Origin of the sequence: Mesorhizobium sp. Root554, from assembly GCF_001427025.1 — a bacterium.
Taxonomy (GTDB): domain Bacteria; phylum Pseudomonadota; class Alphaproteobacteria; order Rhizobiales; family Rhizobiaceae; genus Mesorhizobium.
The window spans coordinates 1888037-1913013 of sequence record NZ_LMGA01000001.1 but is presented as its reverse complement, the minus strand read 5'-3'; the positions used below and the strand labels follow the sequence as shown (position 1 = coordinate 1913013).

Here is a 24977-nt window from a genome sequence, read left to right as displayed (position 1 = left end):
TCGAACTCCAGACGCAGCCTAGACGCGCGCGGAGCCGGCGTCACCGCAGCTTCCGGCATGGCTTGTGAAAAAAGCGACCGGGTTCGTCGTTTGGATCCGGACCAACGGGCAGACCGGATCGTTGACGCCATCCTGGCATGAGGATAGGCCTTTGAGTCAGGTATGGGGAGCTATGCATGGTGCAATATGCGGACGGAAAGAAGCCGCTCGGCGAACTGACCTTGCGGACGCTCGCCATGCCTTCGGACGCCAATGCGGCAGGCGACATTTTCGGCGGCTGGGTGATGGCGCAGATGGATCTGGCCTGCGGCATCCGCGCCGCCGAGCGCGCGAAGGGCCGGGTCGTGACTGCCGCGGTGAAGGAAATGTCCTTCGCGAAACCGATGAAAATCGGCGACACCTTGTGCATATATTCGCACATCGAACGCGTCGGACGGACCTCAATGACCTTGAAGGTCGAGGCCTGGGCGCAGCGTTATCTTTCCGACCTGATGGAAAAAGTCACTCATGCCGACTTCATCATGGTTGCACTGGACAGCGATGGCAAACCCAAGGCCGTGCCGCCGGAATCCTGAACTGTCAGGAAATCCGGTCGGCGTCGAAGCGCTGGCGCGCCTCGTTGACGCGGGCGATATTGTTGATCGCCCAGTCTGACAAGCCTTTGACGGGACACAGCAATTCCTTGCCGAGCGGCGTAAGCTCGTAGTCGACCCGTGGCGGGATGGTGGGAAAAACGGTGCGGGTGACGAAGCCGTCGCGTTCAAGCGTGCGCAGCGTCGTCGTCAGCATCTTTTGCGATATGCCGCCGATGGCGTAGCGCAGTTCGTTGAAGCGCATGGGACCGCCGCCCAGCCGGCTGACCACCAGGACGGACCACTTGTCGCCGATGCGCTGGAGGATTTCGCTGACGGCGCGGCAATCCTCGCTGGCATGCAGGTGCCTCGGTTTCAAAAAAGTGCCTCCTTGCAAACGGCAAACCCAGTCTCTCATATAGCGCAGGTATCCAATCGATACCATAAGTTTTCAAGGAGAGACCAATGTCCAAACCCAAGATCGCGATTGTTGTCGGCTCGACGCGCGCGGCGCGCTTCGCCGACAAGCCGGTCGAATGGATCGCCAGGATCGCCCGCCAGCATGCGGATATCGATGTCGAGGTCGTCGATCTTCGCGATTTCCCCCTGCCTTTCTTCGATGAGGTTGCTTCATCGGCCTGGGTGCCCTCGCAGAACGAAGTTGCGCAGCGCTGGCAAAGGAAGGTCGCCGAGTTCGACGGCTTCATCTTCACCGCCGCCGAATACAATCATGGCCCAACGGCCGTGCTGAAGAATGCAATCGACTACGCCTCCAACGAATGGAACAAGAAGCCGGCCGGCTTCGTCGGTTATGGCGGTGTCGGTGGTGCGCGCGCCGTCGAGCAGCTGCGCATGCATGCCGTCGAACTGCAGATGGCGCCGGTGAAGTCCGCCGTCCACATCACCTGGGGCGACTTACTGGCTGTCCGCGAGGGCCAGAAGAAGCTCGACGACCTCGAGCATCTGAACCAGGCCGCGCAGGCGCTCATCAACGATGTCGCATGGTGGGCCAAGGCTTTGAAGAAAGCCCGCGAGGCAGACATCGCCGAGGAAGAAATCAGAGCGGCGTAGAAATCACGGAAATCCTGCGAGAAACAGGATGGGGCGGCCTCCGGGCCGCCCCTTTTATTAAAGATGCTAGCGGACGATCTCGCGGTGCGCGCCGGGCAGGCGGGCGGCGATGACCTTGTCGATGCGCCGTCCGTCCATGTCGACAACCTCGAAACGCCAGCCTTGGGCATCGACCGTCTCGCCGGTGGACGGCAGATGGGCGAGATGCGACAGCACGTAACCGGCGACCGTCTCGTAGTCACGGTTTTCCGGCAGGACGATGCCGAGAACGTCGCCCATCTCGTCGGCAGGCATATAGCCGGCGAGCAGCCAGGAGCCGTCATCGCGCTGCACGGCGCTTTCGTTTTCGTCGCCGGCATCGAGATCCGAACGGAAGACGCCGGTTATTGCCTCCAAGATGTCCGCTGGTGTCACGACGCCTTCGAAGTGACCGTACTCGTCATGGACCAGCGCCATCGGGACATCGGATTCCTTCAGCCGCGCCAGAACGTCGAGCGCATCGGCCTGGTCATGGACGATCGGGGCATTGCGCACATATTTGCGCGGATCGAGCGTGCGGCCACCGAGCAGCGCCGCCAGCACGTCGCGCGTCTGCACCACGCCGATCATGGCGTCGACGCCGTCGCCGGCGGGCAGGCGCGAATGCTGGGTCTCCATCAGCAGTTTGCGGATGGTGGCGTCATCGGCCTGGAGGTTGATCCAGTCGACATCGGTGCGCGGGGTCATCACGGCGCGCACGGCGCGGTCGCCCAGCCGCATGACGCCGGCGATCATGCGCCGTTCGTCGGATTCGATGGTGCCATGATGCTCGGCCTCGGCCACCAGCATCTTGATCTCCTCGTCGGTGACCTTGTCGTCGCTTTTGCCACGCTGGCCGAGCAGCCACAGGATGAAACGGCCGGAAATATCGAGCAGGAAGACAAGCGGCAGCGCCACCTTGGCGAGAATGGTCATGGCAGGCGCGACGCGCACCGCCACGCCTTCGGGATCGCGCAGGGCGATCTGCTTGGGAACCAGTTCGCCGATGATAAGCGAGCCATAGGTAATGACGGCGACAACGATGCCGACGCCCAAAAGGTCGGCGACCCGCTGGCTGACGCCGGCGGCAGCCAGCGCGGTGGCCAGGCGGTCGCCCAGCGTTGCTCCCGAGAAAGCACCGGAAAGCACGCCGACGAGCGTAATGCCGATCTGCACCGAAGACAGGAACTTGCCAGGGTTGGAGCCGAGCATCAACGCGCTGGCCGCACCTCGCACCCCACGGTCGATCATGCCCTTGAGACGGGCCGGACGGGAAGAAACGATGGCAAGTTCGGACATCGCCAGAAGGCCGTTCACACAGATGAGCACGACCACAATGGCTATTTCAATGTAAAGCATCGGCGTTCAATAGCATCCGGGATGCAAGGTCGGAAGGCGCGATTTACACCTTTGCAAACACACTTGCCCACAGCATCCGCCGCGCGTCAGGTCGCCGGCCGCAGCATTCCGACCGTCGCCTTGCCGTCGGTAAAGTAGGGATCGCCGCCGCCGTTGCGACCATTTTCGGTGGCACCCACACCCTCTATCTGCATGGATGATTCGAGCATGCCGGCCTCTGAGAGGCTTTTGATGAGATAGCCGCGTTCGGCATCGATATCCGGGCCGATGTGGTGGGTGACGGCGCCTGTGTCGTGGCTGACGCCGACGCCCATGTCGAAGCTGGCGGAACCCAGCCACATCAGGCGGCCGTCGGTGCCGACTTCGGCCGTGCGCCACAGCCGCACATGGTGACGCCTGTCGGCGCTGTCGCCCACCGGCTGCTCGAATGCGAGGTCCTGCGGTCGCCCCTGAAAGAGCAAGCGGCTTACCGGGGCGTCGGGGTAGGGGCGATCGAAAAGGACGCTTTCACCGATCTCGATGGCCGTCCTGAGCGTCACGGCGTCGGCTGTGTCCCATTTGGCGATGGCGAAGGCGTGGAGTACGTCCTTCTCGGTGCCGACAAGCCCGATATTGATGGGATCGCCCGCTATTCCCTGCGGGGTGCGCGTCAACATAGTGCCCTTGGAGGCAGCGCCGCGGTCGCGCAGCGTCCACAATTCCGGCGCGATGAAATAGGCGACGCCGAGATAGGCGCCGCAGAACAGGGCGAACCAATGTCCGGCGCGCCGCGTAAGGCTTCGTTCACTCATGTGCCACCGCCAAAACCCCGTGCGATTCTAGCCGTCGCTTGGCGGTCGCGCTAGCGGCAGGCGCGGTAGCCGTTCTTGCGGCTCTTGATATCGAAGTGGAAGTGATTGCGGTGGTCGTAGTTGTAGCCGGGCCCGAGAACCGTGGTGAAATACTCGCAGCCGTCGGCGCGCACCGTATCGAGGAAGCCGCGGGCACGGAACGAGAACAGGCCCTGCTTGCGCACGTCGATGTCCTTGCCGTTGTTCAGTTCGATGCTCATGACATCGAGCGCGTTGCCCTTGCCGTGCTCGGAGAGCACCCCTTCACCGGCGATCTTGCGGCAGGAATAGCTCGAGCCCTGATGGATCGCCTTGACGCCGGACATGTAGCGCCAGCGGGCGGCGGGAACGAGTTCGCGTTTGGACCAGCCTGCGAATGTCGCGGCCATGTTGCAGGTGAGCGTGGCGGCCGGCTTCATGGCGATGCTGCCGATAGAACTGACCTTGACCGGATAGGTGATGCCGCACTGGCCGCCTTCGCCTATGGGCGCGAGGTCGGTATAGGAAACGCCGAGACGGCGCAGTTCCTGCCTGCATTCGATCTCTTCCGCCGGCATCTGTTCGGCCGGCGAGGACATCGGCTCATCCATGCGGGGATAGGCCGCCGTGGTCAGATAAGGATCGGAAGGAACCAGCTTCTGCATGCCGCTATAGGCGGGCACCGCGGCAGTCTGCGTGCCGACATCGACTGCCGGCTGCAGCGCGAACACGTCGCCGGTGTTGCAGGCCGATAATGCGGCAAGGGAAAGCAGGCCGCCAACCTGGATGGCTGCAAGACTGGACTGCCGCCGGCGCGGCCTGGCGGCATTTGCGGTGCGAAGGCTGGTTGCCATCGGACTATCCCTGTCCCTCGAAGAAACAGAGTTTAGTGCCTAACAGTAAAGGAAAAATCAGCGCCGTCGTTTACAGCTGCGGCCAAATTGAGGCACGGCTTCCCGCGCTTTGGTATGGGCAGGGAATCATTGGCAGAAGGTGCCGCCGTTGCGTCGCGGTTCGAGGTCGAAGTGGAGATGCAGGGCGTGATCCGGGTCGCTGCCCGGTCCCAGCACCGTCTTGAACGGGCCGCATGCGGCCTTGCGAACGGCCTGCAGAAATTTCTCCTGCTTCTCCGGCGGGGCGGGCTTCACATCGACCTCGGTTCCATCGGCTAATGTGAAACGGGCGATGTCCAGCGCATTGCCGAAGGCGTGCTCCGAAATCTTCTGGCCATTATGGCGCGGACGGCAGACATAGGCCGATGCCTGGTTGATCGATTTGATCTCCGATCCCAATTCGGCCTTCGCAGCCGGCGACGCCACATCAGTCATGAATTTCGCCGCGGCTTCGGCCATGCCGCAATTCAATTCGGCTTCGGGAGCGAGGTCTATGGTCCTGGTCAGTTTTTTCATCATGAGCGGATATGGAATGGAACAGCCGATATCCGCGTCATGCTCGGCCTTGCGGTTCTCGAATTCAGCTCCCATCGCCTGCAAGCGCTGGCGGCAAGCGATTTCTTCGGCCGGCAACTTGTCCTGCGGGACGACGTTGACGCGCGGATCGAGCGGCCGCTTCGGTGGCTTCTTTTCCGTGTCTTCAGGGTTCCCGGTCTGCCGACCGGTTGCCGGCTTTTCCGCCGCCCCAGCATCCGCAGGCTTTGCAGGCGGTTTGGGCGCAATGGGCGGCGGCTGCGGTTCGGAGTTTTCCGATTTGCCGGCATCTTTCGCCTCGGCCGGTTTCGGCGCATCTGCGGGCCGCATTTCAGGCACGGGCGGCTTGGCGGGTGCGACGGGCTCGGCCTCCCGTTGCAATTCGGGAAGCGGCGCGGTTCGCGGCAATTCGGGTCTGGCTTCAGGGGATTTCGCAAGGAGCGGTCCTGCGGCCAGCAAGGCCGCCACCGATGCCAATCCAACAAGACGAGAAAATCTGCCTGCCCTCATGGTGCGATAACGGCAACAAGGCAGGGGAGGTTGCCTCGAGGCGAAACGGGGCGCTTCACAATGCGTTACGCCGTTGTCACGCGCCACTGACGCGCTGGTTGCAATGGCGTCAGGCGCCGATGGCTTCCAGTCCGTCCTCCAGCCAGTCGGCCAGCATCGGCATGCCGAGAAGATATTTCGCGGTACGCTTGCCGGTGCGTTCCCGCGCCGCTGTCACGGCGTCGGTCCATTCGGATGCCTCGTAGTCGCCGCGCCCGATCCAGGCCAGGGCGATGAGATCGGATGCCTCATCGACATTGAGGTCGGCGATCAGCTCGCGCAGTTCCACCTCGGTGAGGTTTTCGCTTTCTTCTTCGGCCAGACCGTCATGGTGATGCGTGTCCTTGCGGTCGCCGTCGAACTCGACCTCGTGCTCGGCGCCGTCGGCATAGTCCTCGTTGATTGCGGCGGTGAGTGTCTTGGCCTTTTCGATGAACAGGCGCACGGTGTCGGGGCCGATCGAAAGCTCCCATTCCCTGTCCTCATGCCGCTTCACCGGCGATCCCTCCGTTGGCGCCTGCGGATGATAACGGATTTGGTGTGGCTGTCACGCCATGCGCCGCGCCGACGATTGACAGACGAGAAAGCTGGCATGAAATGGTGTCTCCCTCCTTCGATCGGTTCCCCCAATGATGACGATTTTATCCTCGCCCAGGATACTGCCAATCCTGATGCTGATTGCCTCCAACGTATTCATGACGTTCGCGTGGTACGGCCACCTGAAATTCAAGGCGTCGCCGATCTGGCTGGCCGTGATGGCCAGCTGGATGATCGCGTTTTTCGAGTACTGGCTGGCGGTGCCGGCCAACCGCATCGGCAGCCAAGTCTACTCGGCAGCGGAACTGAAGACCATGCAGGAGGTCATTACCCTGTCGGTTTTTGCTGTGTTCTCAGTGTTTTACCTGAAGGAAGCTCTCACTTTGAATCATGTACTCGGCTTCGCGCTGATCGCCGGTGGGGCAGCGCTTATCTTCCGCGGTTAGGTCTTTGATTTTTCCAGGATGAATTTTGCCTCCGGCAGCGTTAGTCTCTTATCGTCTTGCGGAGGAGAATTTCGATGCACAAAGGATTCCCGGTTCATTTGATGTCAGCGTTGGTCGCTCTGCCGATGCTCGCACTACCTGCCTATGCGGCTGGTGACGGCGGCAGCGGCGCCAGCACGCCCAGCTGTGCCAAGGGCGAAGTCTATGACGATGCCCAGAAGAAGTGCGTGGCGCCCAAGCAAGGAATGCTGAAGGACGACAATATCTACGAGCAGGGCCGGGCGCTCGCGATGGCCGGACGCTACGATGAAGCAATTGCCGTGCTCAGCCTTGCCGCCGACAAGACGGATCCGCGCATCCTCAACTATCTCGGCTACTCGCACCGCAAGTCCGGCCGCGTCGTCGTCGGTCTGGGATACTACGAGGAAGCGCTGAGGAACGATCCGGGCTACACGCTGGTGCGCGAATATATGGGCGAAGCCCACCTGCAGCTCGGCAATCTCGCGGCGGCGCGCGAGCAGCTTGACCAGATCGAGAAACGGGCGGGCAAGAGCTCGCGCGAATATGGCATGCTTTCCGAACAGATCGACCGCTTCATGCGGAGCTGACCGAAGGCGCTTTTGCGACAATCGCGACGGACGCGGCTGTCGCCTTTTTCACATGGCGGAGGTGCGTCTGCATTTTTGTCGTGAAAAACGCGCAGAGCTTGCTATATTTCGATAATCCGAGGTGAGACGGTTCCGTCAGTCCCAAGCTGCCGGGCCGTTTTCTTTTTGTACCCAACGAAAGGGCCGTCCCCGAAAAGACGGGGCTGGCGGCACGAAAGGTTATGCTATGAACAAGGTGCCGATGACAGGCGAAGGATTTGCTGCGTTGAAGGAGGAGCTGCGCTGGCGCCAGCAAGAAGAGCGGCCGCGCATCATCGAGGCGATCTCCGAGGCCCGTTCGCATGGCGACCTTTCCGAAAACGCCGAATACCACGCCGCCAAGGAGTCGCAGAGTTTGAACGAGGGCCGCGTCGGCGAGCTTGAGGATCTGATTGCGCGCGCCGAGGTGATCGACATTTCGAAACTGTCGGGCGAGAAGATCAAGTTTGGCGCCACTGTCGTTCTTGTCGATGAGGACACCGAGGAAAAGAAGACCTACAAGATCGTTGGCGATCAGGAGGCGGACGTGAAGTCGGGCCGCATCTCGATCTCGTCGCCGATCGCACGGGCGCTGATCGGCAAGGAAGTTGGCGACGCCATCGAGGTCAATGCGCCCGGCGGCGCGCGCGGCTACGAAATCGTGCAGGTCCAGTTCATCTGAGTGGCCGGTTAGCCGGATCGGTCGCAGCCATGACAAGGGCGCCTTATCTCGATCCTGATGAAGTCGAGGTGATCGCGCCGAACTTCAAGCGGCGGCTCTCCGGCGTCACCTCGACCATCATCCAGCTTGTGCCGATGCAGCGCAGTCTGGGGCTCGGCATCGCCGTGCTGGGGCCGGGCCTGCCGTCCAGCCTTCCCCGGATACGATCACGTGACCTTTGGAAGCTGTGGCGGCGGCTGCCGGACGGCAGACCCCGCGTGTGGCACGCGCGCCGCAATGTCGAGATGCTTGGCGGATTGGTGCTCCGCTCGCTGGGCGCTCCGCTCAAGCTGGTCTTCACCTCCGCCTCGCAACGCCAGCACAAGGGGTGGACGCGTTTCCTGATCCGGCGGATGGATCACGTCATCGCAACCAGCCAAAGGACTGCCGCCTATCTCACTGTGCCGCACAGCGTGGTGATGCATGGGATAGACACGGCCAAATTCTCGCCCTCTGCAGACCCTGCCGCGGCGAAGGCGGCGCTCGGCCTCGACCCGGCGCAGCATTATGCCGGGTGCTTCGGCCGGGTCCGGCATCAGAAGGGCACGGACGTCTTCGTCGATGCCATGATCGCGCTGTTGCCGGCCCATCCCGGCTGGTCTGCCATCATAGCTGGCCGCGCCACCGCGCAGCATGAAGGTTTCGAACGCGATTTGAAGCAACGCGTCGCCGATGCGGGGCTGGCGGACCGCATCCTCTTCGCCGGCGAGCACACGGATATCGAACGCTGGTACCGGGTTCTGTCGCTGTTCGTCGCGCCGCAGCGCTGGGAAGGTTTTGGCCTGACTCCCCTGGAAGCCATGGCCACCGGCGTGCCGGTCGTCGCCACCGATGTCGGGGCTTTTCCGGAACTTGTCGAGGAAGGGGTTACAGGGGCGATCATCCCGCGCGGCGATGTCCAGGCGATGGTCGACGCGGCGAGGGGGTACATGGCGGATGACGCGGTGCGCGGTGTTGCGGGCCAAGCGGCACTGGGTCATGCCCAGGCAAATTTTCCGCTCGAACGGGAAGCCAGGCAGCTCATCGAGATTTATGCCAGGCTTACCCAGCAGTCTCGATCAGTGTGAAGCCTCAAGGCGGGTCCTCGCGCTCAGCATGATCGTCTTGTGCTCATGCACATGCGGCTCGAACCCCTTGTCCTTCAGCGCCGCCATCATGGCCGCCACCTGTTCTTCGCCGGTGATATGCGGGTGGATTTCCACGATGATATGCTTGACGCCTGCCAGAGTTGAGCCGCTGAGCAGGCCGATTTCGGCGCCTTCGACATCCATGATGACGACGTCGGGCCTGTGCGTGGCCAATACATTGTCGAAACGGTCGCTTTCCACCTTTACTTTTTCCACATCACCCCCTCGCTCCAGGGTCGAGGAGGAAACAACATTGTCATTTCGAAAAAAGGTGATCGGATTTCCGTCCACGGTTATCGCGCGCATGTGCAAATTGGGGGTCAGCCCGTTAAGCGCATAATTTGAACGGATGATAGGTTCGAGGCGAAGGTTTGCCTCGTAGGAGAGGACTTTTTCAGCGCCGCAAATCCTGGCGCAGACCAGCGAGACCAACCCGATGCCAGTACCGATTTCCAGAACACGGTGCTCCGGCTTGAGAAAGCGCCGCACAATCTTGCGCTCGTGGCTTTCGTATGTGCCCTTGAACAAGGCGGACCGAACCGAGCGTGGCGTCGTCTGCGAATCTGTGGAAATGCGAACCCCGTCCAAGGTGATCTGGCGCGTATCCGCAATGCGATGCCAATTCAGCATCAGGCCGCGGAACGGATTCTTCATAAGCCGACCTCTGTCACTTCGTCGCGGTGATAAAATATCCCATCGCTACGCCGCAAATGCGTTCACCCCGTTTGCCTGAATAAAGGCCCTCGTTACGGGAGAATGCGATCCTTGCATAGATCAGGTCCGCGAGATGGGAGAGATGGAACTGCGTGCGCTTGAACAGGCCGCGATAGCCACGAATGCTTGCGGCGCTGGTATAGCGGCCCCAGACCAGCGGCTGCAAACTCACCTGGGAAAATCCGGCGCGTTTCAACGTTTCCCGCCACCAGCTTGGTGTTGCCCTGAAGAAGTCGTCCGGATGGCCGTGGATGCGGAAAATGAACGGCACCGTTATGTAGACAAGGCCACCGGGCGCCAGGACCCGGTGGATTTCGTCAATCACAAATTTCGCATCGTAGATGTGCTCGAGTGTATTGAGGCATAGACAGGTAGCATAGTGATTGTCTTGGACAGGAAAGGTTCCGTCCGGCTGGACCAGATGCGTTGGTTCGATGCTCGGATCTATGTTGACGGATTCATAGCCGACATGGCCCGGGAGCAGATCTTTGTAGAGAGAATTGCGACCGCCACCCACATCGAGCAACGGTGCGGCAAGCGGCACTTGGCCAAGCTTTTCGTACTCCATGGCCCGAAGGCAGCTGATGCCCTTTTTCCAGGCATAGAGATGTCTCCAGCGTGCAAGCGAAGGCAACGGTGGTGAAACGTAAGTATAATGCAAGGAAACCGCCTCCAGCCAAGCAAGTCCAGTCCTATCAGGCGTTCCGCGTTTTCCTGACGATGAAAATCCAGATCTTGAGGCCATGAGGCTTGGTATGTGGAGGTTCCAGAATGTCCATCACGGCGTATTCGCCGGCGCCCCATTTCGCGATCAGATACGGGAAGATTTTTGCATCGACACCGAAGGGGTCCAGTTGAGACGTCCCGGACGGCGTATGACCCGGTGTATGTTCAAGCACGACTGCTCCACCCGGCTTAAGCTGGCGTACCCATGTGTCGAGGGCCTTCTTCGGGTCATATGCGTGGTCATGGGAGTTGGTGTAGACAAAATCGAACGCGCCTACCCATTCCGGGTTTTCCTCGTGAAAATCCCACTGCACCGTGTTCGGAAATTGCGTCGCGGTTTCGGAAATATCCGTGCCGATTGCGTCAACGCCGAGGGTCTCGGAAAACCATTGTTGTTCAAGACCCCGGCGCACTCCGTGACAGATGCCACGATTCTGAGAAGAGTTCGTTTTATTTAGATATTCAGAAATGAATTTTATTGTTTCTTCGTCAGCCCATACGTTGTTTATTTTTTTCTTGTTACCGTCTTCTTGGATAGTCCTATATTTTTCGTAATCGAAGCTGCCGTCTGGCCTTGTGTATTTAAACAATGTGTATTCGTCGTTCTGGTTTTTTACGCCGGGTACGTAATATCCTTTTGCCCGCAGGTATCTCCGCGCGAGTTCGTCAACGATATTCATGTCAATTTAGCTCCCCCAAGCAATTTACAGATAAACGAAACTGCTGCGGGGTGAAAGGGCCTACTTGCGGCGCGGATTGCATTTCCGCCGACGGGATTCTAATGCTCCGGCTGACGATCTGCGGGTAGGGTACTGCGGTTTGTGAACCGCGCGGCGGAAGGGATCCCGGCTTGGCTACAGAGGTTTCAAGAGCGGAAGGCGCGCTTGCCCTGTCGGCGTTCATCATCTGCCTGAACGAGGAAGCCTATCTCGGCAACTGCATTGAAAGCCTCGATGCTTGCCGTGACATCATCATTGTGGACTCCGGCTCCACCGATGGCACGCTGTCCCTGATCCAGTCCTATATCGATCGAGGCTGGCCTATCCGGCTGTTCTCCGAACCATGGCGCGGCTATGCCGGCCAGAAGCAGTTCGCCCTGGAGCAATGCCGGGAGGACTGGTGCTTCAACATCGATGCGGATGAGCGGTTCGATGAGCCGCTCAAGGAAGTGCTGCCGCGGTTGCTGAAGGCCGAACCCGGTATCGTCGGGTGGCGCATCGCGCGGCGTCCTTACCTGATCGGCTACGGTTACACGCCGCGGCGGGCGCATGAACGGCGCAATCTGCGCCTTATCCGCCGAGGTCGTGGGAGCTACGATCTCTCGCAGAAAGTCCATGAAGGGATCCGGCCAGACGGACGGGTCGAAAACGCCCTTCAGGGAAGCCTTCTGCATTTCCGCCCATTGGTCATGGACGAGCAGATATTGAAAGAGAACAAATATTCGTCGTTGAAGGCAGACCAACTGGTCGCGGCGGGGACGAAGCCCCGCAGGATCAAGCTTCTGTTCAATCCGCCGGTGTATTTTTTGCGGCTCTATCTGCGCAACGGTCTTTGGCGGTGCGGCTTTCCCGGGTTTATCGAGGCCATGACAGGGGCGGTCTATTCATTCCTCACCGAGGCCAAAATATACCAGCGCAACGCTTTGCGGGATCGGCCGTCGATGGACACGATGGACCACGCCGACAAGCCCGGACCGAAGGCAGGCGCATGAAGGTTCTGCATTTCCATTTCGGCAAGGACGGCGGCGCCGAGCGGTTTTTCGTTCATCTCCTCAACGGCTTCGCTGAACGTGGGGTCGAGCAGAAGGTCATCATCCGCCCGGATCGGACGTGGAAACCGCTGATAGATGGCTCGGTCGAGGTAATGGAGAGCCATTTCCGCACCTTTTCGCTCGACCGTATCGTGCTGCCGCTGCGCGTCAGCGCGCTGATAAGGCAGTGGAAGCCCGATTGCGTCTTCGGCTGGATGCCCAAGGGGGCAAAGCTGGTGCCGGCAAATCCGGAGCCACTGCGGCTGGTTCGACTTGGGGATTATCCGACCACGCTGAGCAAATTCCGCAACATCGATACGGTGGTCTGCAACACGCCGGGGATAGCTCGCCATGTCCGCGAAATGGGCTGGAAGCGGGGCGTGGAAGTCATCTCCAATTTTACCAGCATGGAACGTGTGGCGCCGTTCGACCGCGCCACACTCGACACGCCACGGGATGCATTCCTTATCGCCTCCATGGGCCGTTTCGTTCCGCGCAAGGGATTCGATGTGCTGGTGCGCGCGCTCGCGCTGCGGCCCGACGCCTATCTCTGGCTGATCGGGAATGGCGAACAAGAAGCCAATCTGCGCGATCTCGCGTCGCAATTGAACGTTCTGGAGCGGGTTCGCTTTCTGGGCTGGCAGAAGGATCCAAGGCCCTATGTCGCGGCCAGCAATTGCTTTGCCATGGCGTCAAGCCATGAACCGCTGGGCAATGTCGTTCTGGAGGCGTGGGCGCAAAGCGTTCCCGTCGTTTCAACACGGTCGGAAGGCCCGGCATGGTTCATGCGGGACGGTGAGAACGGATTGCTCGTCGACATCGGCGATCATGAAGGGTTTGCCGCAGGCTTTGCCCGGATCGAGAAAGAGGACGGTCTTGCCGGAAAGATCATAGACGGCGGTCTTCAAACCCTGCAGACGACGTTTTCGCGCGAAGCCGTTGTCCAGGCCTATCTGGATTTGTTCGCGTCGCGAGCTACGGGCGCAGCCGGCGGCAACATCAAATCACCACCAGCCCCTCGTCCTTGACCCGGCGGATGGTGAGCGCGGTCCGCACCGTATCGACGTTCGGCGCCGAGGCCAGTTCCTCGATGACGAAGTTCTGGAAGCTGCCAAGGTCACGCGTCACGCAATGGAGAAGGAAGTCGGATTCGCCCGACACCATCCACGCGTCGCGGACGATCGGCCACAAGCGGGTCCGTTCGGCGAAAATCTTGAGTTCGGCGTCGGACTGGTGGTTGAGGCCGACCAGGCAGAAGGCGACCACGTCCATTCCGAGCGCCGGGGCGTTCAGCAGCGCCCGGTATTTGCGGATGATTCCGGTTTCCTCCAGCCGCCTGACCCGCCGCAGGCAGGGCGGCGCGGAAATGCCAACACGCCGCGACAATTCGACATTCGTCATGCGGCCGTCGTCCTGCAGTTCCTTGAGGATCTTCCAGTCGATGGCGTCGAGGTCGGCCTTGACGGGCATATGCGTTTTTCCGCGGCGTGAGTCTGCTTTTAATTAAACGAGTTTTGGCGCTGCGCCACCCGTCACAGGCACAATTCGCCGGAACGGGCGGTTGACCTCACATTGCCGGCGGCAGCTTTCCGGGGACACTTCTCAACTGTCCTTGCTGGGTTCGCGGCCAGCACTTACATTACGCGGGCATCGATCTTGTCTGGCGCCATGGCGGCGCTTCTGCAAAGGCTGTTCCATGACGGTAAAGCATGCCCCTGTCCTGATTATCGGTTCCGGCCCGGCGGGCTACACGGCTGCGATCTACGCGGCGCGCGCCATGCTGAAGCCGATGCTGGTGGCCGGCCTGCAGCAGGGCGGCCAGCTGATGATCACCACGGATGTCGAGAACTATCCGGGATTCGCCGACCCCATACAGGGGCCGTGGCTGATGGACGAGATGCTCAAGCAGGCCGTGCATGTCGGCACCGACATCGTCAACGACATCATCGTCGAGGTTGACGTGAACGTCCGGCCATTTGTCGCCAAGGGCGATTCCGGCACGGTCTATACGGCCGATACGCTCATCATAGCGACGGGAGCGCAGGCCAAATGGCTTGGCATCCCGTCCGAACAGACGTTCATGGGTTTCGGCGTTTCCGCCTGCGCGACCTGCGACGGCTTTTTCTATCGCGGCAAGGATGTCGCGGTCGTCGGCGGCGGCAATTCCGCGGTCGAGGAGGCGCTCTATCTGTCCAATCTGGCCAGGACGGTCACCGTCATCCATCGCCGCAACGATTTCCGCGCCGAACGCATCCTGCGCGAGCGCCTGCTGGCCAAGGAAAACGTCAAGGTGATCTGGGACACGGTGGTCGACGAAGTTACCGGCCGTCCGGGCAAGACGCCGCTGCCGCCTTCGGTCGAAGGGCTGAAATTGAAGAACGTCGTCACCGGCCAGGAATCCAGTCTCGAGGTCGATGGGGTGTTTGTCGCGATCGGCCACGCTCCGGCGGTCGAACTGTTCGTCGGCAAGCTCAAGCAGAAGCCGAATGGCTATCTGTGGACGGCGCCGGATTCGACGCGCACCGACGTGCCCGGCGTGTTCGCGGCGGGCGACGTGACGGACGACATTTACCGGCAGGCGGTGACGGCGGCGGGAATGGGCTGTATGGCTGCGCTTGAGGCGGAAAAGTATCTGGCCGGGGTAGAGGTGCATCGGGAAGCGGCGGAATAAGCCGTAAAATACCCAAATTTGTTGTTCAAACGCCAACCAAACGAGGGGAATCAATGGCGTTGGATTGGGACAAGCTTCGCGTGTTTCACGCGGCGGCTGAGGCTGGGTCATTCACCCATGCCGCGGAGACACTGCATCTGTCGCAATCGGCGATCTCGCGGCAGGTGAGCGCGCTCGAGCATGATGTCGGGGTTCCGCTGTTCAACCGTCATGCCCGCGGCCTGGTGCTGACCGAACAGGGCGAGATGCTGTTCCGCACCGCGCATGACGTGCTGATGAAGCTGGAAACGATCAAGACCCAGCTGCGCGAAACCAAGGATCGTCCTTCCGGCGTCCTTCGGGTAACCACAACCGTTGGTCTCGGAACCGGCTGGCTGACCGAACGGGCCAAGGAATTTCTCGATCTTTATCCGGAAATCAATCTCCAGCTGGTGCTGACGAACGAGGAACTGGACCTGACCATGCGGCAGGCGGACTGCGCCGTGCGGCTTCGCCTTCCACAGCAGCCCGACCTGATCCAGCGGCGGCTGTTTACCGTGCATCTGCACGCCTTCGCAGCGCAATCTTATCTCGACAAGCATGGCGTGCCGAAATCGGTCGCCGATCTCGACGGGCACCGCATCGTTACCTTTGGCGAGCCGGTGCCATCCTATCTTGCTGGTCTCAATGCGCTTGAAACCGTCGGCCGGCCCGAGGGCGACAAGCGCCCGACGGTGCTGCAGATCAACGATCTGATGTCGGTGCGAAGGGCCGTTCGGCGCGGCATCGGCATCGCCATGCTGCCCGGCTATATGGCCGACAACGATTCCGGCCTGGTGCCGATCCTGCCGGAGCTCGAAGGGCCGTCTTTCGACACGTTCTTCGTCTACCCGGAAGCGATGAAGAACCAGGCCAAGCTGAAGGCATTCCGCGACTTCATGTTCGCCAAGGCGCGTAACTGGTCCTACTGACGGGCTGGCGTCAACAACTCGGGTGGACGCCCCTGCCGGGGCGGCCCGGCTGCTGATTTCGGCGCCATAAGAGGCGAGGCGATCCAGACCGCTAAACCCTTTCATTGCAGCGTAAATCGGCAAACTGCCTACAAGCTAATCGATTTTTCCCGCATTTGTGGCCCTATTGGCGTCAGTTTGCCTTTGGACCACAGCCTTTGTCTTTTTGCATGCGTGCGATGCAAAATCGATGCTTGTTTATTGGGCAGCCGGCGCTCATATTCGGGTCATCTCCTGGATGCGTTCTCCTCCCATTAGCATCCTGGAGTGTTCCCCTCTGGAGGTTCAGCCCTAACGGGCGCTTCCAACAAACTCAGCCGGGTCTTCTTGATCCGGCTTTTTTGTTTTTGGGACAGCCTCCTGCGTTGGCTTTCTCTTCATTGGAATGCAAAAGCGGCGCCTTGAAAGACGCCGCTTTCTTGCTTCCCGTGCCGGTCGCTGCCTTCGTCAGGCCGCCTTGCCACGACCGTTCAACGCCTCGTCGGCCAGCCGCCCAGCCAGTTCGGCCATATGGTCGAAGCTGGCGCGATAGGTAGCGACACCGGCGGTGGCTGAGCGAAGCTCGATGATGAGATCGCCGATCTCGGATTGCGGCATCGTCGCCTCCACGACATCCCAGCCGGGCCAGTCCGGTCTGGCGTCGTAACCCAGGATCTGGCCGCGCCTCTGCGGCACCAGGGCGATGATGCGCGCGGTTGCGTCCGACGGCGTGAAGATCTCCACTTTCATCACCGGTTCGAGCAAAGTCGGCGAGCACGCGGCCACGCCCTCTTTCATGGCCAGCTTAGCCGCCATCTGGAACGCCATGTCGGAAGAATCGACCGCGTGATATGAACCGTCCGACAGGTTGACGGCGATGTCGACGACGGGGAAGCCCAGCGGCCCGGACTTGAGATAGTCGCGGACGCCGGTTTCCACCGACTGGATGTAGGTCTTGGGCACCACGCCGCCGGTAATGGTGTCGGTGAACTGGAAGCCCGAACCGCGCGGCAACGGTTTGATCTGCAGCACGACATCGCCGAACTGGCCATGACCTCCCGACTGCTTCTTGTGGCGGCCGCGCTGCTCCACCGACTTGCGGATCGTCTCGCGATAAGGAACGGCCGGCGCATAGCCTTCGACGGCGATCTGGTTCCTTCCCTCGAGCCGCTCGCGCACGACGCGCAGGTGCATCTCGCCATTTCCGGAGAGGACGGTTTCGGCCGAATCCTGATTGTGGGTGAGGGACAGCGAGGGGTCCTCGTCGGCCAGCCGGTGGATCGCCGCGGACATCTTCACGTCGTCCTTGCGCTCCTTCGGCCTTAAAGCAAAGGCGTAGACCGGCTGCGGCGGTGCCAGATCAACAAGCGGCTTCAGGCCGCCCTTGGCCGAGGTCAAGGTCTGGCCCGTCCTCGTTTCATCAAGCTTGCCCAATGCTACAGTATCGCCGGCCTTGGCGGAGGTCTGCTTGATCTGGTCCTTGCCGAGCAGCTTGTAGATTCCCGACACCTTGACCGTATTTCCGTCCGGCAAATAGAGATCCGAACCGTCGGCAATCTGGCCCGAAAGGATGCGCGAGACCGAAAGCTTGCCGCCATGCGGCGTGTGGAAGGTCTTCATCACCTGAACGACTGTGGCGTTTCCGTCGGGGGCGCCGAGGCGCTTGCGGGTTTCCTCGACGTCCGGGGCGTCGTGGCGGATCGCCTTGAGCAGCCGCAGGACGCCGTTGCCTCTCTCGGCGGTACCGATCAGGACTGGCGTGACAACGCCGCCGCGCAAATCGGCTGCGAGATCGTCGAACACCTCGTCCTTGGGTGGCTCGATCTCCTCCAGCAACTGCTCCATGAGCTGGTCATCATGGTCGGCAAGCGTTTCCAGCATGGAAAAGCGCGCCTCGGTCTCGCGGGCTTTCTCGTCGCCGGGAATCTCGATGATCTCGCTTTCGGCGTATTCGCGATAGACGTAGGCGCGCTCCAGCGCCAGATCGATGGAACCGATGACCACGCCATCCTTGCGCAGCGGAATCTGGCGCAGCAGCAATGGCACGGAGCTGGCAGGCTGCAGCAGCTTCAGCGTATCGCGCACGCCGGCCGAGCTCTTGTCGATCTTATTCAGGAACAGGACGCGCGGCATGCCGAGGTCGTCGAGCTTGCGCATGATGAGCTGCAGCGCCGGGATTTTCTTCTCGTCGGCTTCGGCGACGACGACGGCCAGGTCACAGCCGGCGAGCGCCGGCTCGGCCTCGAAGGAAAATTCGATCGAGCCGGGGCAGTCGACGAATGTCATCGCGTCGCCCATGAACTCGGTGGTGGCGAAGGTCGCCTCGACGCTCATGGCGTGGGCTCTCGCTTCGGGCGAATTGTCGGAAACCGTATTGCCGGAAGAAACGGCCTGCTGGCGGGGGATTGCGCCCGTGCGGGCGAGAATGGCTTCGAGAAGTGTCGTCTTACCGCTTGCGAAGGGACCGACTATGGCGATGCATTTCGGTCCCGTGCGTCGTCCTCCGGCGCGATTGCCCATGGCTTGCCTCCACTCGCGTTGTTATCGAGAGCGATCAGCAAGTGGACTGCGGTTTCGCCGATCGCACTCTGAGCTTCTGGGAGCGGCGGCCGGCCTGCGGCCGTCGCGGGCAGGCTTGCCAGTCTGCCGATCGCATCGTCACACGGGTTCGGGGGCAGGGCAAGAAAAATAGCACCGGCTCTTGCGAAGCGGGACGCGCTGGCCAAGTGTGCCCGACAACGGAGAACAAAATCATGAAAATCATTCCCGTCGGCAGCGTCGCCAGCGTCATCGCACCGGAGAGCTATTTTACCGGCAGGGTGGTGCAGACGCCGCTGATCAGTACCGAGGCGCCCGCGCGGCTCGCCTCGACGCTGGTGAATTTCGAGCCCGGCGCACGAACGGTCTGGCACACGCATCCGCTCGGCCAGACGCTCTACGTCGTTTCCGGCGCCGGTCGCGTGCAGAGCTGGGGTGGTCCGATCCGCGAGATCAGGGCCGGCGACGTGGTGTTCTTCGAGCCGGGCGAAAAGCACTGGCATGGCGCCGGGCCGAGTTCGGCCATGGCGCATGTGGCGATGCAGGAAGGCCTTGAAGGCCGCTATGTCGACTGGCTGGAGAAGGTCAGCGACGAACAGTATGCTGGTTGAGCGATTGAAAAAGACCGGTATCGGAGCGGTGCAAACAATGGGCATTTTTTCACTGTACCCGGCGAAATGATGATGCTCGACAATCCCGTCTCCCGCTATGTGCAAACGCTGCGGCAGTCACAGTGGGCATCGGTGGAAGACCTCCAGGAAATGCAGCGGTCGCTTCTGGAAAGGCTGCTTTCGCATGCGATCGAGGAGACGGACGCCTATCCCGCGCGATTGACGCCGGTAACCAATGCACAAGGCCGCATCGATCTTGCCCGCTGGTCCGAGGTTCCTTTTCTACAGCGCTCCGATTTACAGAATAGGCAGGATGTCTTCCGTGCCCGAACGGTTCCGGAGGCGACTGGCAGCATTGTGCCGTTCTCAACCTCCGGCTCGACCGGCAGGCCCATTCACTTCGTTAAAAGCGCGCTGCTGACGCATTCTTCCCGCGCCATCGTCGAGCGCGCGCATGACTGGGCAGATGCAGACCGCGATCTGCCTTATGTGACGATTTCCGTAGACCGGCGGGAAATAGGCCCGCCGCCCGACGGCCAGTTGCGCGCGCGCTGGTCGCATCTCGGGGGCGAAGGGCGGCATGGTTTTCTCTCGATCTCCGCACCAATAAGCGTGCAGGTGGATTTTCTGAACCGCATGCGTCCTGCCTATCTGAAAACCTATCCGACCAACATCGCGGCTCTTGCCAGATATGCTTCAGGGCTCCCCTGGCATTCCAACCTGCGGCACGTGTTCACCTTTGCCGAAACGTTGGCGGATGATCAGGTCGATATTGTGCGAGAGAAACTGGGCGTGGAAATCACTGATTTCTATGCCAGTGAAGAATCGGGCCAGATGGCGACACGATGTCCTCATTCCAACATGTATCATGTTGCCGCGGAATCGAACCTGGTGGAAGTGCTCAAGGACGACAACACGCCGTGTGGCCCTGGCGAAAGCGGGCGTGTCGTGGTGACGCCTTTCTATAATTATGCGTTGCCTCTCATCCGCTATGAACAGAACGACATAGCCGAGCTTCCGACGCAGCCATGTGGATGTGGGCGCAGCTTGCCCACTATAAAACGCATACTCGGGCGAACCCGGGATATGTTCGTGCTGCCCGACGGAGATCGGGTCTGGCCGCAACTGCGGCCTCCTGCTGTGATGAAATTCCTTCCAGCCCGGCAGTGGCAGGCCGTACAGATCGCCCGGGATCACATCGAGGTGCGCTATGTCGATGATGGTTCGGGCCGGGAACCGGATCAGCCGGCATTTCAAGACTATGTGCACGAGAAATTCGCGCCTGAGATTGCCTTGACGCTGGTTCAGGTGGATAAGATCGAGAGATCGGCGGGCGGAAAATTCCGGGAGTTCATCTCCTTGGTCGAATAATCCCGGCGTGAAACGAAAAACCCGGTGCTCAATTCAAGCCACCGGGTTTTTCCTTGTCAGTTACGCAACAGGCAAAAATTCAGCCAGGAGGCGTTGTGCGTCCTGCGTATCAGGTAGGGGCTCCGCCACCTTCCTCAGAACCACCGCCGCCTTCTTCCGATCCGCCACCTTCCTCAGAACCGCCACCGACCGAAGGCGTATTGAAGGCGCCGCCAAGCGCGAAGAAGTCGAGCAAGCGTGTCCGCGGATCGTCTTCGCGGTGTCGAGCGAGAAGCGATTTGCCGCTTTCGCCGAAATAGATGCGCAGACCGGCGCGGTACGTCTGGTAATCGCTGCCGAAATTACCGTCGGCGAAGAGCGCGACGTTGTTGGAGGCGAAGGGAAGCATGGCTTCCGCGCCCACCTTGCCAAAGGTCTCATTGAACTGATGGCCGATGCCGCCGCTGATGCGGAAATTGTCGGTCGCATAGAACGCCGCCGTGAAGTCACCGGAGAAATAGGTCTCGTTGTCCGACGAGCCATCGACAATGTCGGCACCGGCGAACCCTTCGAGGCTGACTCGGTCCAGGTAGATTTCGCCCTCAGCTCCGAGCCGGAAAATATTGGCGTCCGGACCACCGGATGACAGGCGGGAATATTGCGCGTAGCCGCCCAGAAGACCACGATCCGGGTCGCGCCAGAAGCCGTGCGCGGCAATACCTGCGAGTGTCACATCGACCGCGCTGTCCAGACGCGCAAGGCCCGCGTCGACCTGTATGCCGAACTGGTCGCCAAGCGGCGCCGAAAAGGAGCCGACGCCGTATGCGCCATCCGCGTCGTCACCAGAATCGATGTCGGTGTTGATGTAACCAAACTCGATCTTTCCGTTGAAGCCGGAAACTGCTGGCTTAGTCCCCTCGAATTTCTCCTGGAAGTCAGCCGCACTTGCGGCGCCGCCCATCGCCAATGCAATGGCCGTCGTGGCCAATAATCTATTTCGCATAAAAACCCCCGGCGCCAATCTTTGCGAATTGGTATCTGGAGTCTTCAGGACCGCAATAGCGCCTTGCTTGTGCCGTCGATAAACTGTGGCTTTACGTTACGGAATCTTCCATGGAGTGGCTGCAATGTCACACCAGCCGCTATTTCACTCAGCTCAGGCTGGCGGTGAAGCGTTGGATGCGGGTGCAGGCTTCTTCCAGGTTCGCTTCCGACGTGGCGTAGGAAATTCGGAAGTTCGGTCCTAGCCCGAAGGCGCCGCCGAACACGACCGCGACGCCTTCCGCTTCCAGCAACGCGCCGCAGAAGGTCTTGTCGCTGTCGATGACGGCGCCTTCCCTGGTCTTCTTACCGATCAGCGCCTCGCAGGACGGATAGACGTAGAAGGCGCCTTCGGGCGAAGGGCAAGTGATGCCGCGCGCCTGGTTGAGCATCGAGACGACGAGGTCGCGGCGGCCTTGGAAGATCGCCTTGTTCTTTTTGACGAAATCCTGCGGGCCGTTCAGCGCCTCGACCGAGGCCCACTGCGCCATGGTGCAGGCGCCGGAGGTCTGCTGACCCTGCAGCACGTCCATCGCCTTGATGAGTTCCAGCGGGCCGGCCGCGTAGCCGATGCGCCAGCCGGTCATGGCGTAGGCCTTGGAGACGCCGTTCATGGTCAGCGTGCGCTCATAGAGGCGCGGCTCGACCTCGGCGATGGTGCGGAAGACGAAATCGCCATAGGTCAGGTGCTCGTACATGTCGTCGGTCAGAATCCAGACCTGCGGATGCTTGAGCAAGACATCACCCAGCGCCTTCAGCTCGGCCTCGGTGTAGGCGGCGCCCGACGGGTTGGACGGGGAATTCATGATCAGCCATTTGGTCTTCGGCGTGATCGCCTTTTCCAGGGCCTGCGGCGTCAGCTTGAAGCCGTCGGCGATCGAGGTTTCCGCGAACACCGATGTGCCGCCGCAGATCGCCACCATTTCCGGATAGCTGACCCAGTAGGGGCGGGGGATGATGACCTCGTCACCGGCATTGACCGTCGCCATCAGCGCGTTGAACAGGATCTGCTTGCCGCCGGTGCCGACAATGGTCTGGGCAGGCGTGTAGTCGAGGTTGTTCTCGCGCTTGAACTTCTGCGCGATCGCCTCGCGCAGCGGCACGATGCCGGAGACCGGCGGGTAGTTGGTCTCGCCGCGACGAATGGCGTCGATGGCTGCGTTCTTGATGTTGTCCGGCGTGTCGAAATCCGGTTCGCCGACGCTCAGGTCGATGATGTCGCGTCCGGCCTTTTTCAGTTCGCGCGCCTTTTGCGTCATCGCGATTGTCGCGGAGGGTTTCACGCGCGAAAGGGCATCGGAAAGAAAGGCCATGGCAGGGGATCTCCGGGTCGAGAACTGGTCGCGGCGTTTCTATTGTCCCATTGCCCTGCCGAGCGCAAGCATCGTCGAATGGACCAGCTCCGTAAAACGCCAGGCTGCCCATTAACGGGCGGTAAAACGTTCGCTGGTTAGATGCGCCGTTGGCCGGTATGCAGTGAGGAGCCGTGGCGCGCAGTACAGGGCTTGCCCATATTATTCGTCAGGACGACGGCACCTCCACCGGTGTGTGGGGACTCTATACGCTTAAGAGCGCCTTCCAGCCGATTTTCGCCTTCCATAACGGCAAGCTTTCGGTGGCCGCTTTCGAGGGGCTGATACGCCCTTTCCGCGACGGCGAACCGCAGTCGCCCGGAACCTTCTTCAACACCTGTCCCGCCGTCGATCGGCTGCATATCGAGGCGCTGACCCGCACGCTGCATCTGCTCAATGCCGGTGCCTGCCTGCCGCAGGAAGCGTCTATCTTCGTCAATTTCGATCCATCGGTGTTCACGACCCGCGAAATCTCCGATTCGGCCCTGCGCGAAATGCGGCTTGTGCTGCACGAGGCGGGGATCGATCCGCGCCGTGTCGTCTGCGAGGTGACGGAGCAGCGCACCGCATCTGAAGAGGTGCTTTACCAATTCGTCGAGGCGCTGCGCGGCAACGGCTTCCGAATTGCGGTCGACGACTACGGCGCCGACGATTCCGACATCAACCGGATCAAGGAACTGCGGCCCGACATCGTCAAGTTCGATGCCCAGTGGATTACGCATCTGATGGATTCTGGCGCGGGTTTCGCCTTGCTCAAGACGATGGTCTCCAGCTTCGAGGAACAGGGCATCCGCACCGTCTTTGAAGGCATCGAGGAGAGCTGGCAGCTCGACCTCGCCGAGCAGTCCGGCGCTTCGATGGTGCAGGGCTATGTGCTGGCGCGGCCGGAACTCGCTCCGACAAGCTTCCGGGTGTTCAGCACGCCGCGCCCGGTCAATTCGGTCGAGACCGGCGCCGGCGGCATGGCAAGCGAACCGGTGGTGCAGCCGCCCTTGCGGTCCGGCCGCCCGGTCAAGGCCTTCGGCCGGCGGGCGTCGCAATGACGAAGGGTGTGGAGCGCCGGCGCAACGTCCATGACGCCATATTCGCCGACGAAATTGGCATAGAATATGGCGTCGTTGGGGACCACCGTCTGTGGACGGCCTATCAACCCATCTTCGCGCCGCGCGACGCCGTGCTCGATCCGGTCGCCGTCGAAGCCCTGATGCAGCCGCGGCTCTCCGGGGAAGTGGTCCCGGTCGACACCTTCCTGGCCGGTCTGGCCGCTGAAGACAGGCTGTTTGTCGAAACCCTGTCGCGGACACTGCATATCCGGAACTTCCGCAATCTCGACGCCCAAGGCTTGCAGCTGTTCTTCAACTACGACCCTTGCGTCAACGATCATCCGGGGCGGGTATTGGCCGATCTTGCCAATTTGCGCGAGCAGATCGAGGAATGCGCAATGGACCCAGCGGATCTCGTCTGCGAGATCATCGAGAAGGAGGCCGCGGACGACGATCTTCTGGCCGAGATCGTGCAGGAAATGCGCCGCCTCGGTCTGCGGGTCGCGATCGATGATTTTGGCTCCGATCACTCGACAGAGGATCGTTTGCGGCTGCTGCAACCGGATATCGTCAAGATCGACGGCGGCTGGTTCGCGGAACTGTGCCGCCATACGGCGGCGGAACGGCTGTTCCGGGCGCTTCTTTCATTGCTGCACGAGCGGGGGGCCAAGGTTTTGGTCGAGGGGATCGAGCAGCCGCTGCACCTGCGTGTCGCGCTCGATGGCGGCGCCGATATGCTGCAAGGATTTCTGCTTGGCCGTGCCGCGCCTGCCGGAGCGATCTTCGACGAGACGCCGCTCGAACTGGACAGGCTGCTTTATCAGGGCAGCAATGTGATTTCGTTGTTCGGCTAGGTGCGCGCCTGATCCATCAGCAAGGTTGATCCTCGCACAAGAACAAATCACTGGATTGCGACCCTCTCATGCGGCAATGCTCATGCCTCTTTGAGGG

General features: G+C 61.1%; 27 protein-coding genes. 14 read left to right on the top strand and 13 right to left on the bottom strand.

Translation table 11 applies throughout. The features are described from left to right. The first annotated feature begins 176 nt into the window (after nt 1–176). The gene (locus ASD44_RS09195; protein WP_056110893.1) at nt 177–575 is read left to right on the top strand and encodes an acyl-CoA thioesterase; all 399 of its coding nucleotides are present in this window, start codon (nt 177–179) and stop codon (nt 573–575) included. A 4-nt stretch (nt 576–579) separates the two neighbouring features. Here ASD44_RS09195 and ASD44_RS09190 read toward each other — a convergent pair whose 3' ends face one another. Continuing rightward, the gene (locus ASD44_RS09190; protein ID WP_162246421.1) at nt 580–951 is read right to left on the bottom strand and encodes a helix-turn-helix domain-containing protein; all 372 of its coding nucleotides are present in this window, start codon (nt 949–951) and stop codon (nt 580–582) included. A gap of 86 nt (nt 952–1037) precedes the next feature. On the opposite strand from ASD44_RS09190, the gene ASD44_RS09185 reads away from it, so the two are divergent. Further along, nucleotides 1038–1643 (top strand): NAD(P)H-dependent oxidoreductase, encoded by a 606-nt coding sequence (locus ASD44_RS09185; RefSeq protein ID WP_056110891.1) that lies wholly within the window; start codon nt 1038–1040, stop codon nt 1641–1643. A gap of 66 nt (nt 1644–1709) precedes the next feature. Here the strand turns inward: ASD44_RS09185 and ASD44_RS09180 are convergent, their stop codons facing one another. The 5 genes from ASD44_RS09180 to ASD44_RS09160 all read right to left on the bottom strand — a co-directional run bounded on the left by ASD44_RS09180 (nt 1710) and on the right by ASD44_RS09160 (nt 6301). Further along, nucleotides 1710–3020, bottom strand: coding sequence for a hemolysin family protein (locus ASD44_RS09180; protein ID WP_056110889.1), 1311 nt, complete (start codon nt 3018–3020; stop codon nt 1710–1712). 86 nt (nt 3021–3106) lie between these two features. Then, nucleotides 3107–3811, bottom strand: coding sequence for an LssY C-terminal domain-containing protein (locus ASD44_RS09175; RefSeq protein ID WP_056110887.1), 705 nt, complete (start codon nt 3809–3811; stop codon nt 3107–3109). Nucleotides 3812–3861: 50 nt separating this feature from the next. After that, nucleotides 3862–4683 (bottom strand): extensin family protein, encoded by an 822-nt coding sequence (locus tag ASD44_RS09170; protein WP_056110885.1) that lies wholly within the window; start codon nt 4681–4683, stop codon nt 3862–3864. A 126-nt stretch (nt 4684–4809) separates the two neighbouring features. After that, nucleotides 4810–5586 (bottom strand): extensin family protein, encoded by a 777-nt coding sequence (locus tag ASD44_RS09165; protein WP_320409831.1) that lies wholly within the window; start codon nt 5584–5586, stop codon nt 4810–4812. Nucleotides 5587–5875: 289 nt separating this feature from the next. Further along, a complete protein-coding gene (locus tag ASD44_RS09160) occupies nt 5876–6301 on the bottom strand; it encodes a DUF3775 domain-containing protein (RefSeq protein WP_056110881.1) in 426 nt (141 codons plus the stop codon). A 136-nt stretch (nt 6302–6437) separates the two neighbouring features. On the opposite strand from ASD44_RS09160, the gene ASD44_RS09155 reads away from it, so the two are divergent. The 4 genes from ASD44_RS09155 (at nt 6438) to ASD44_RS09140 (ending at nt 9202) form a co-directional block, all read left to right on the top strand. Then, nucleotides 6438–6788 carry a DMT family protein gene (locus ASD44_RS09155; protein WP_156459911.1) on the top strand — a complete coding sequence of 117 codons (351 nt, stop codon included), beginning with the start codon at nt 6438–6440 and terminating at the stop codon, nt 6786–6788. A 74-nt stretch (nt 6789–6862) separates the two neighbouring features. Further along, on the top strand, nt 6863–7396 hold the full coding sequence (locus ASD44_RS09150) for a tetratricopeptide repeat protein (RefSeq protein ID WP_056110877.1): 534 nt from the start codon (nt 6863–6865) through the stop codon (nt 7394–7396). Between the two features lie 226 nt (nt 7397–7622). Then, nucleotides 7623–8096 (top strand): transcription elongation factor GreA, encoded by a 474-nt coding sequence (greA, locus tag ASD44_RS09145; protein ID WP_056110875.1) that lies wholly within the window; start codon nt 7623–7625, stop codon nt 8094–8096. A gap of 29 nt (nt 8097–8125) precedes the next feature. Next, nucleotides 8126–9202 carry a glycosyltransferase family 4 protein gene (locus ASD44_RS09140; RefSeq protein WP_056110874.1) on the top strand — a complete coding sequence of 359 codons (1077 nt, stop codon included), beginning with the start codon at nt 8126–8128 and terminating at the stop codon, nt 9200–9202. Here the strand turns inward: ASD44_RS09140 and ASD44_RS09135 are convergent. The 3 genes from ASD44_RS09135 to ASD44_RS09125 form a co-directional block, all read right to left on the bottom strand. Then, on the bottom strand, nt 9194–9916 hold the full coding sequence (locus ASD44_RS09135) for an FkbM family methyltransferase (protein WP_056110872.1): 723 nt from the start codon (nt 9914–9916) through the stop codon (nt 9194–9196). The two genes, ASD44_RS09140 and ASD44_RS09135, sit on opposite strands and share 9 nt — an antisense overlap. Nucleotides 9917–9929: 13 nt before the next feature. Beyond that, nucleotides 9930–10544 carry a methyltransferase domain-containing protein gene (locus ASD44_RS09130; RefSeq protein ID WP_056110870.1) on the bottom strand — a complete coding sequence of 205 codons (615 nt, stop codon included), beginning with the start codon at nt 10542–10544 and terminating at the stop codon, nt 9930–9932. A 127-nt stretch (nt 10545–10671) separates the two neighbouring features. Beyond that, the gene (locus tag ASD44_RS09125; RefSeq protein ID WP_056110867.1) at nt 10672–11382 is read right to left on the bottom strand and encodes a methyltransferase domain-containing protein; all 711 of its coding nucleotides are present in this window, start codon (nt 11380–11382) and stop codon (nt 10672–10674) included. A 170-nt stretch (nt 11383–11552) separates the two neighbouring features. Here ASD44_RS09125 and ASD44_RS09120 point away from each other — a divergent pair, with 170 nt between their 5' ends. Further along, nucleotides 11553–12413 (top strand): glycosyltransferase family 2 protein, encoded by an 861-nt coding sequence (locus ASD44_RS09120; protein WP_056110866.1) that lies wholly within the window; start codon nt 11553–11555, stop codon nt 12411–12413. Then, nucleotides 12410–13480: a glycosyltransferase gene (locus ASD44_RS09115; RefSeq protein ID WP_056110863.1), complete on the top strand. Its 1071-nt coding sequence runs from the start codon at nt 12410–12412 to the stop codon at nt 13478–13480. The genes ASD44_RS09120 and ASD44_RS09115 overlap by 4 nt, the downstream gene beginning before the upstream one ends. On the opposite strand, the gene ASD44_RS09110 is transcribed toward ASD44_RS09115, so the two are convergent. Further along, nucleotides 13452–13922 carry an Lrp/AsnC family transcriptional regulator gene (locus tag ASD44_RS09110; protein ID WP_056110861.1) on the bottom strand — a complete coding sequence of 157 codons (471 nt, stop codon included), beginning with the start codon at nt 13920–13922 and terminating at the stop codon, nt 13452–13454. The genes ASD44_RS09115 and ASD44_RS09110 overlap by 29 nt on opposite strands. Before the next feature lie 226 nt (nt 13923–14148). On the opposite strand from ASD44_RS09110, the gene trxB reads away from it, so the two are divergent. Together trxB and ASD44_RS09100 are read left to right on the top strand one after the other, a co-directional pair. Continuing rightward, on the top strand, nt 14149–15123 hold the full coding sequence (gene trxB, locus ASD44_RS09105) for a thioredoxin-disulfide reductase (RefSeq protein ID WP_056110859.1): 975 nt from the start codon (nt 14149–14151) through the stop codon (nt 15121–15123). 53 nt (nt 15124–15176) lie between these two features. After that, nucleotides 15177–16073 carry a LysR family transcriptional regulator gene (locus ASD44_RS09100; RefSeq protein WP_056110857.1) on the top strand — a complete coding sequence of 299 codons (897 nt, stop codon included), beginning with the start codon at nt 15177–15179 and terminating at the stop codon, nt 16071–16073. Nucleotides 16074–16559: 486 nt separating this feature from the next. Here ASD44_RS09100 and ASD44_RS09095 read toward each other — a convergent pair whose 3' ends face one another. Beyond that, complete coding sequence (locus ASD44_RS09095) at nt 16560–18611, bottom strand: elongation factor G (protein WP_056110855.1); 2052 nt, start codon at nt 18609–18611, stop codon at nt 16560–16562. Between the two features lie 233 nt (nt 18612–18844). Between ASD44_RS09095 and ASD44_RS09090 the strand changes: the two genes are divergently transcribed. Further along, nucleotides 18845–19240 (top strand): cupin domain-containing protein, encoded by a 396-nt coding sequence (locus ASD44_RS09090; RefSeq protein WP_056110853.1) that lies wholly within the window; start codon nt 18845–18847, stop codon nt 19238–19240. 69 nt (nt 19241–19309) lie between these two features. Then, nucleotides 19310–20611: a phenylacetate--CoA ligase family protein gene (locus ASD44_RS09085; RefSeq protein WP_156459819.1), complete on the top strand. Its 1302-nt coding sequence runs from the start codon at nt 19310–19312 to the stop codon at nt 20609–20611. A 109-nt stretch (nt 20612–20720) separates the two neighbouring features. Here the strand turns inward: ASD44_RS09085 and ASD44_RS09080 are convergent, their stop codons facing one another. Together ASD44_RS09080 and ASD44_RS09075 are read right to left on the bottom strand one after the other, a co-directional pair. Then, on the bottom strand, nt 20721–21578 hold the full coding sequence (locus ASD44_RS09080) for a hypothetical protein (protein ID WP_056206769.1): 858 nt from the start codon (nt 21576–21578) through the stop codon (nt 20721–20723). Nucleotides 21579–21741: 163 nt separating this feature from the next. Further along, nucleotides 21742–22944 carry a pyridoxal phosphate-dependent aminotransferase gene (locus ASD44_RS09075; protein WP_056110847.1) on the bottom strand — a complete coding sequence of 401 codons (1203 nt, stop codon included), beginning with the start codon at nt 22942–22944 and terminating at the stop codon, nt 21742–21744. Nucleotides 22945–23117: 173 nt separating this feature from the next. On the opposite strand from ASD44_RS09075, the gene ASD44_RS09070 reads away from it, so the two are divergent. Together ASD44_RS09070 and ASD44_RS09065 are read left to right on the top strand one after the other, a co-directional pair. Further along, nucleotides 23118–24026 (top strand): EAL domain-containing protein, encoded by a 909-nt coding sequence (locus tag ASD44_RS09070; RefSeq protein WP_056110845.1) that lies wholly within the window; start codon nt 23118–23120, stop codon nt 24024–24026. Next, complete coding sequence (locus ASD44_RS09065; RefSeq protein ID WP_056110843.1) at nt 24023–24880, top strand: EAL domain-containing protein; 858 nt, start codon at nt 24023–24025, stop codon at nt 24878–24880. The genes ASD44_RS09070 and ASD44_RS09065 overlap by 4 nt, the downstream gene beginning before the upstream one ends. Nucleotides 24881–24977 lie beyond the last annotated feature (97 nt).

Coding starts and splice junctions, on each gene's coding strand:
- ASD44_RS09195 (WP_056110893.1), top strand. CDS start 177: ATGGTGCAATATGCGGACGGAAAGAAGCCGCTCGGCGAACTGACCTTG.
- greA (WP_056110875.1), top strand. CDS start 7,623: ATGAACAAGGTGCCGATGACAGGCGAAGGATTTGCTGCGTTGAAGGAG.
- ASD44_RS09155 (WP_156459911.1), top strand. CDS start 6,438: ATGACGATTTTATCCTCGCCCAGGATACTGCCAATCCTGATGCTGATT.
- ASD44_RS09110 (WP_056110861.1), bottom strand. CDS start 13,922: ATGCCCGTCAAGGCCGACCTCGACGCCATCGACTGGAAGATCCTCAAG.
- ASD44_RS09085 (WP_156459819.1), top strand. CDS start 19,310: ATGATGCTCGACAATCCCGTCTCCCGCTATGTGCAAACGCTGCGGCAG.
- ASD44_RS09115 (WP_056110863.1), top strand. CDS start 12,410: ATGAAGGTTCTGCATTTCCATTTCGGCAAGGACGGCGGCGCCGAGCGG.
- ASD44_RS09100 (WP_056110857.1), top strand. CDS start 15,177: ATGGCGTTGGATTGGGACAAGCTTCGCGTGTTTCACGCGGCGGCTGAG.
- ASD44_RS09175 (WP_056110887.1), bottom strand. CDS start 3,811: ATGAGTGAACGAAGCCTTACGCGGCGCGCCGGACATTGGTTCGCCCTG.
- ASD44_RS09180 (WP_056110889.1), bottom strand. CDS start 3,020: ATGCTTTACATTGAAATAGCCATTGTGGTCGTGCTCATCTGTGTGAAC.
- ASD44_RS09135 (WP_056110872.1), bottom strand. CDS start 9,916: ATGAAGAATCCGTTCCGCGGCCTGATGCTGAATTGGCATCGCATTGCG.
- ASD44_RS09150 (WP_056110877.1), top strand. CDS start 6,863: ATGCACAAAGGATTCCCGGTTCATTTGATGTCAGCGTTGGTCGCTCTG.
- ASD44_RS09125 (WP_056110867.1), bottom strand. CDS start 11,382: ATGAATATCGTTGACGAACTCGCGCGGAGATACCTGCGGGCAAAAGGA.
- ASD44_RS09165 (WP_320409831.1), bottom strand. CDS start 5,586: ATGCGGCCCGCAGATGCGCCGAAACCGGCCGAGGCGAAAGATGCCGGC.
- ASD44_RS09065 (WP_056110843.1), top strand. CDS start 24,023: ATGACGAAGGGTGTGGAGCGCCGGCGCAACGTCCATGACGCCATATTC.
- ASD44_RS09185 (WP_056110891.1), top strand. CDS start 1,038: ATGTCCAAACCCAAGATCGCGATTGTTGTCGGCTCGACGCGCGCGGCG.
- trxB (WP_056110859.1), top strand. CDS start 14,149: ATGACGGTAAAGCATGCCCCTGTCCTGATTATCGGTTCCGGCCCGGCG.
- ASD44_RS09090 (WP_056110853.1), top strand. CDS start 18,845: ATGAAAATCATTCCCGTCGGCAGCGTCGCCAGCGTCATCGCACCGGAG.
- ASD44_RS09095 (WP_056110855.1), bottom strand. CDS start 18,611: ATGGGCAATCGCGCCGGAGGACGACGCACGGGACCGAAATGCATCGCC.
- ASD44_RS09140 (WP_056110874.1), top strand. CDS start 8,126: ATGACAAGGGCGCCTTATCTCGATCCTGATGAAGTCGAGGTGATCGCG.
- ASD44_RS09130 (WP_056110870.1), bottom strand. CDS start 10,544: ATGGAGTACGAAAAGCTTGGCCAAGTGCCGCTTGCCGCACCGTTGCTC.
- ASD44_RS09075 (WP_056110847.1), bottom strand. CDS start 22,944: ATGGCCTTTCTTTCCGATGCCCTTTCGCGCGTGAAACCCTCCGCGACA.
- ASD44_RS09170 (WP_056110885.1), bottom strand. CDS start 4,683: ATGGCAACCAGCCTTCGCACCGCAAATGCCGCCAGGCCGCGCCGGCGG.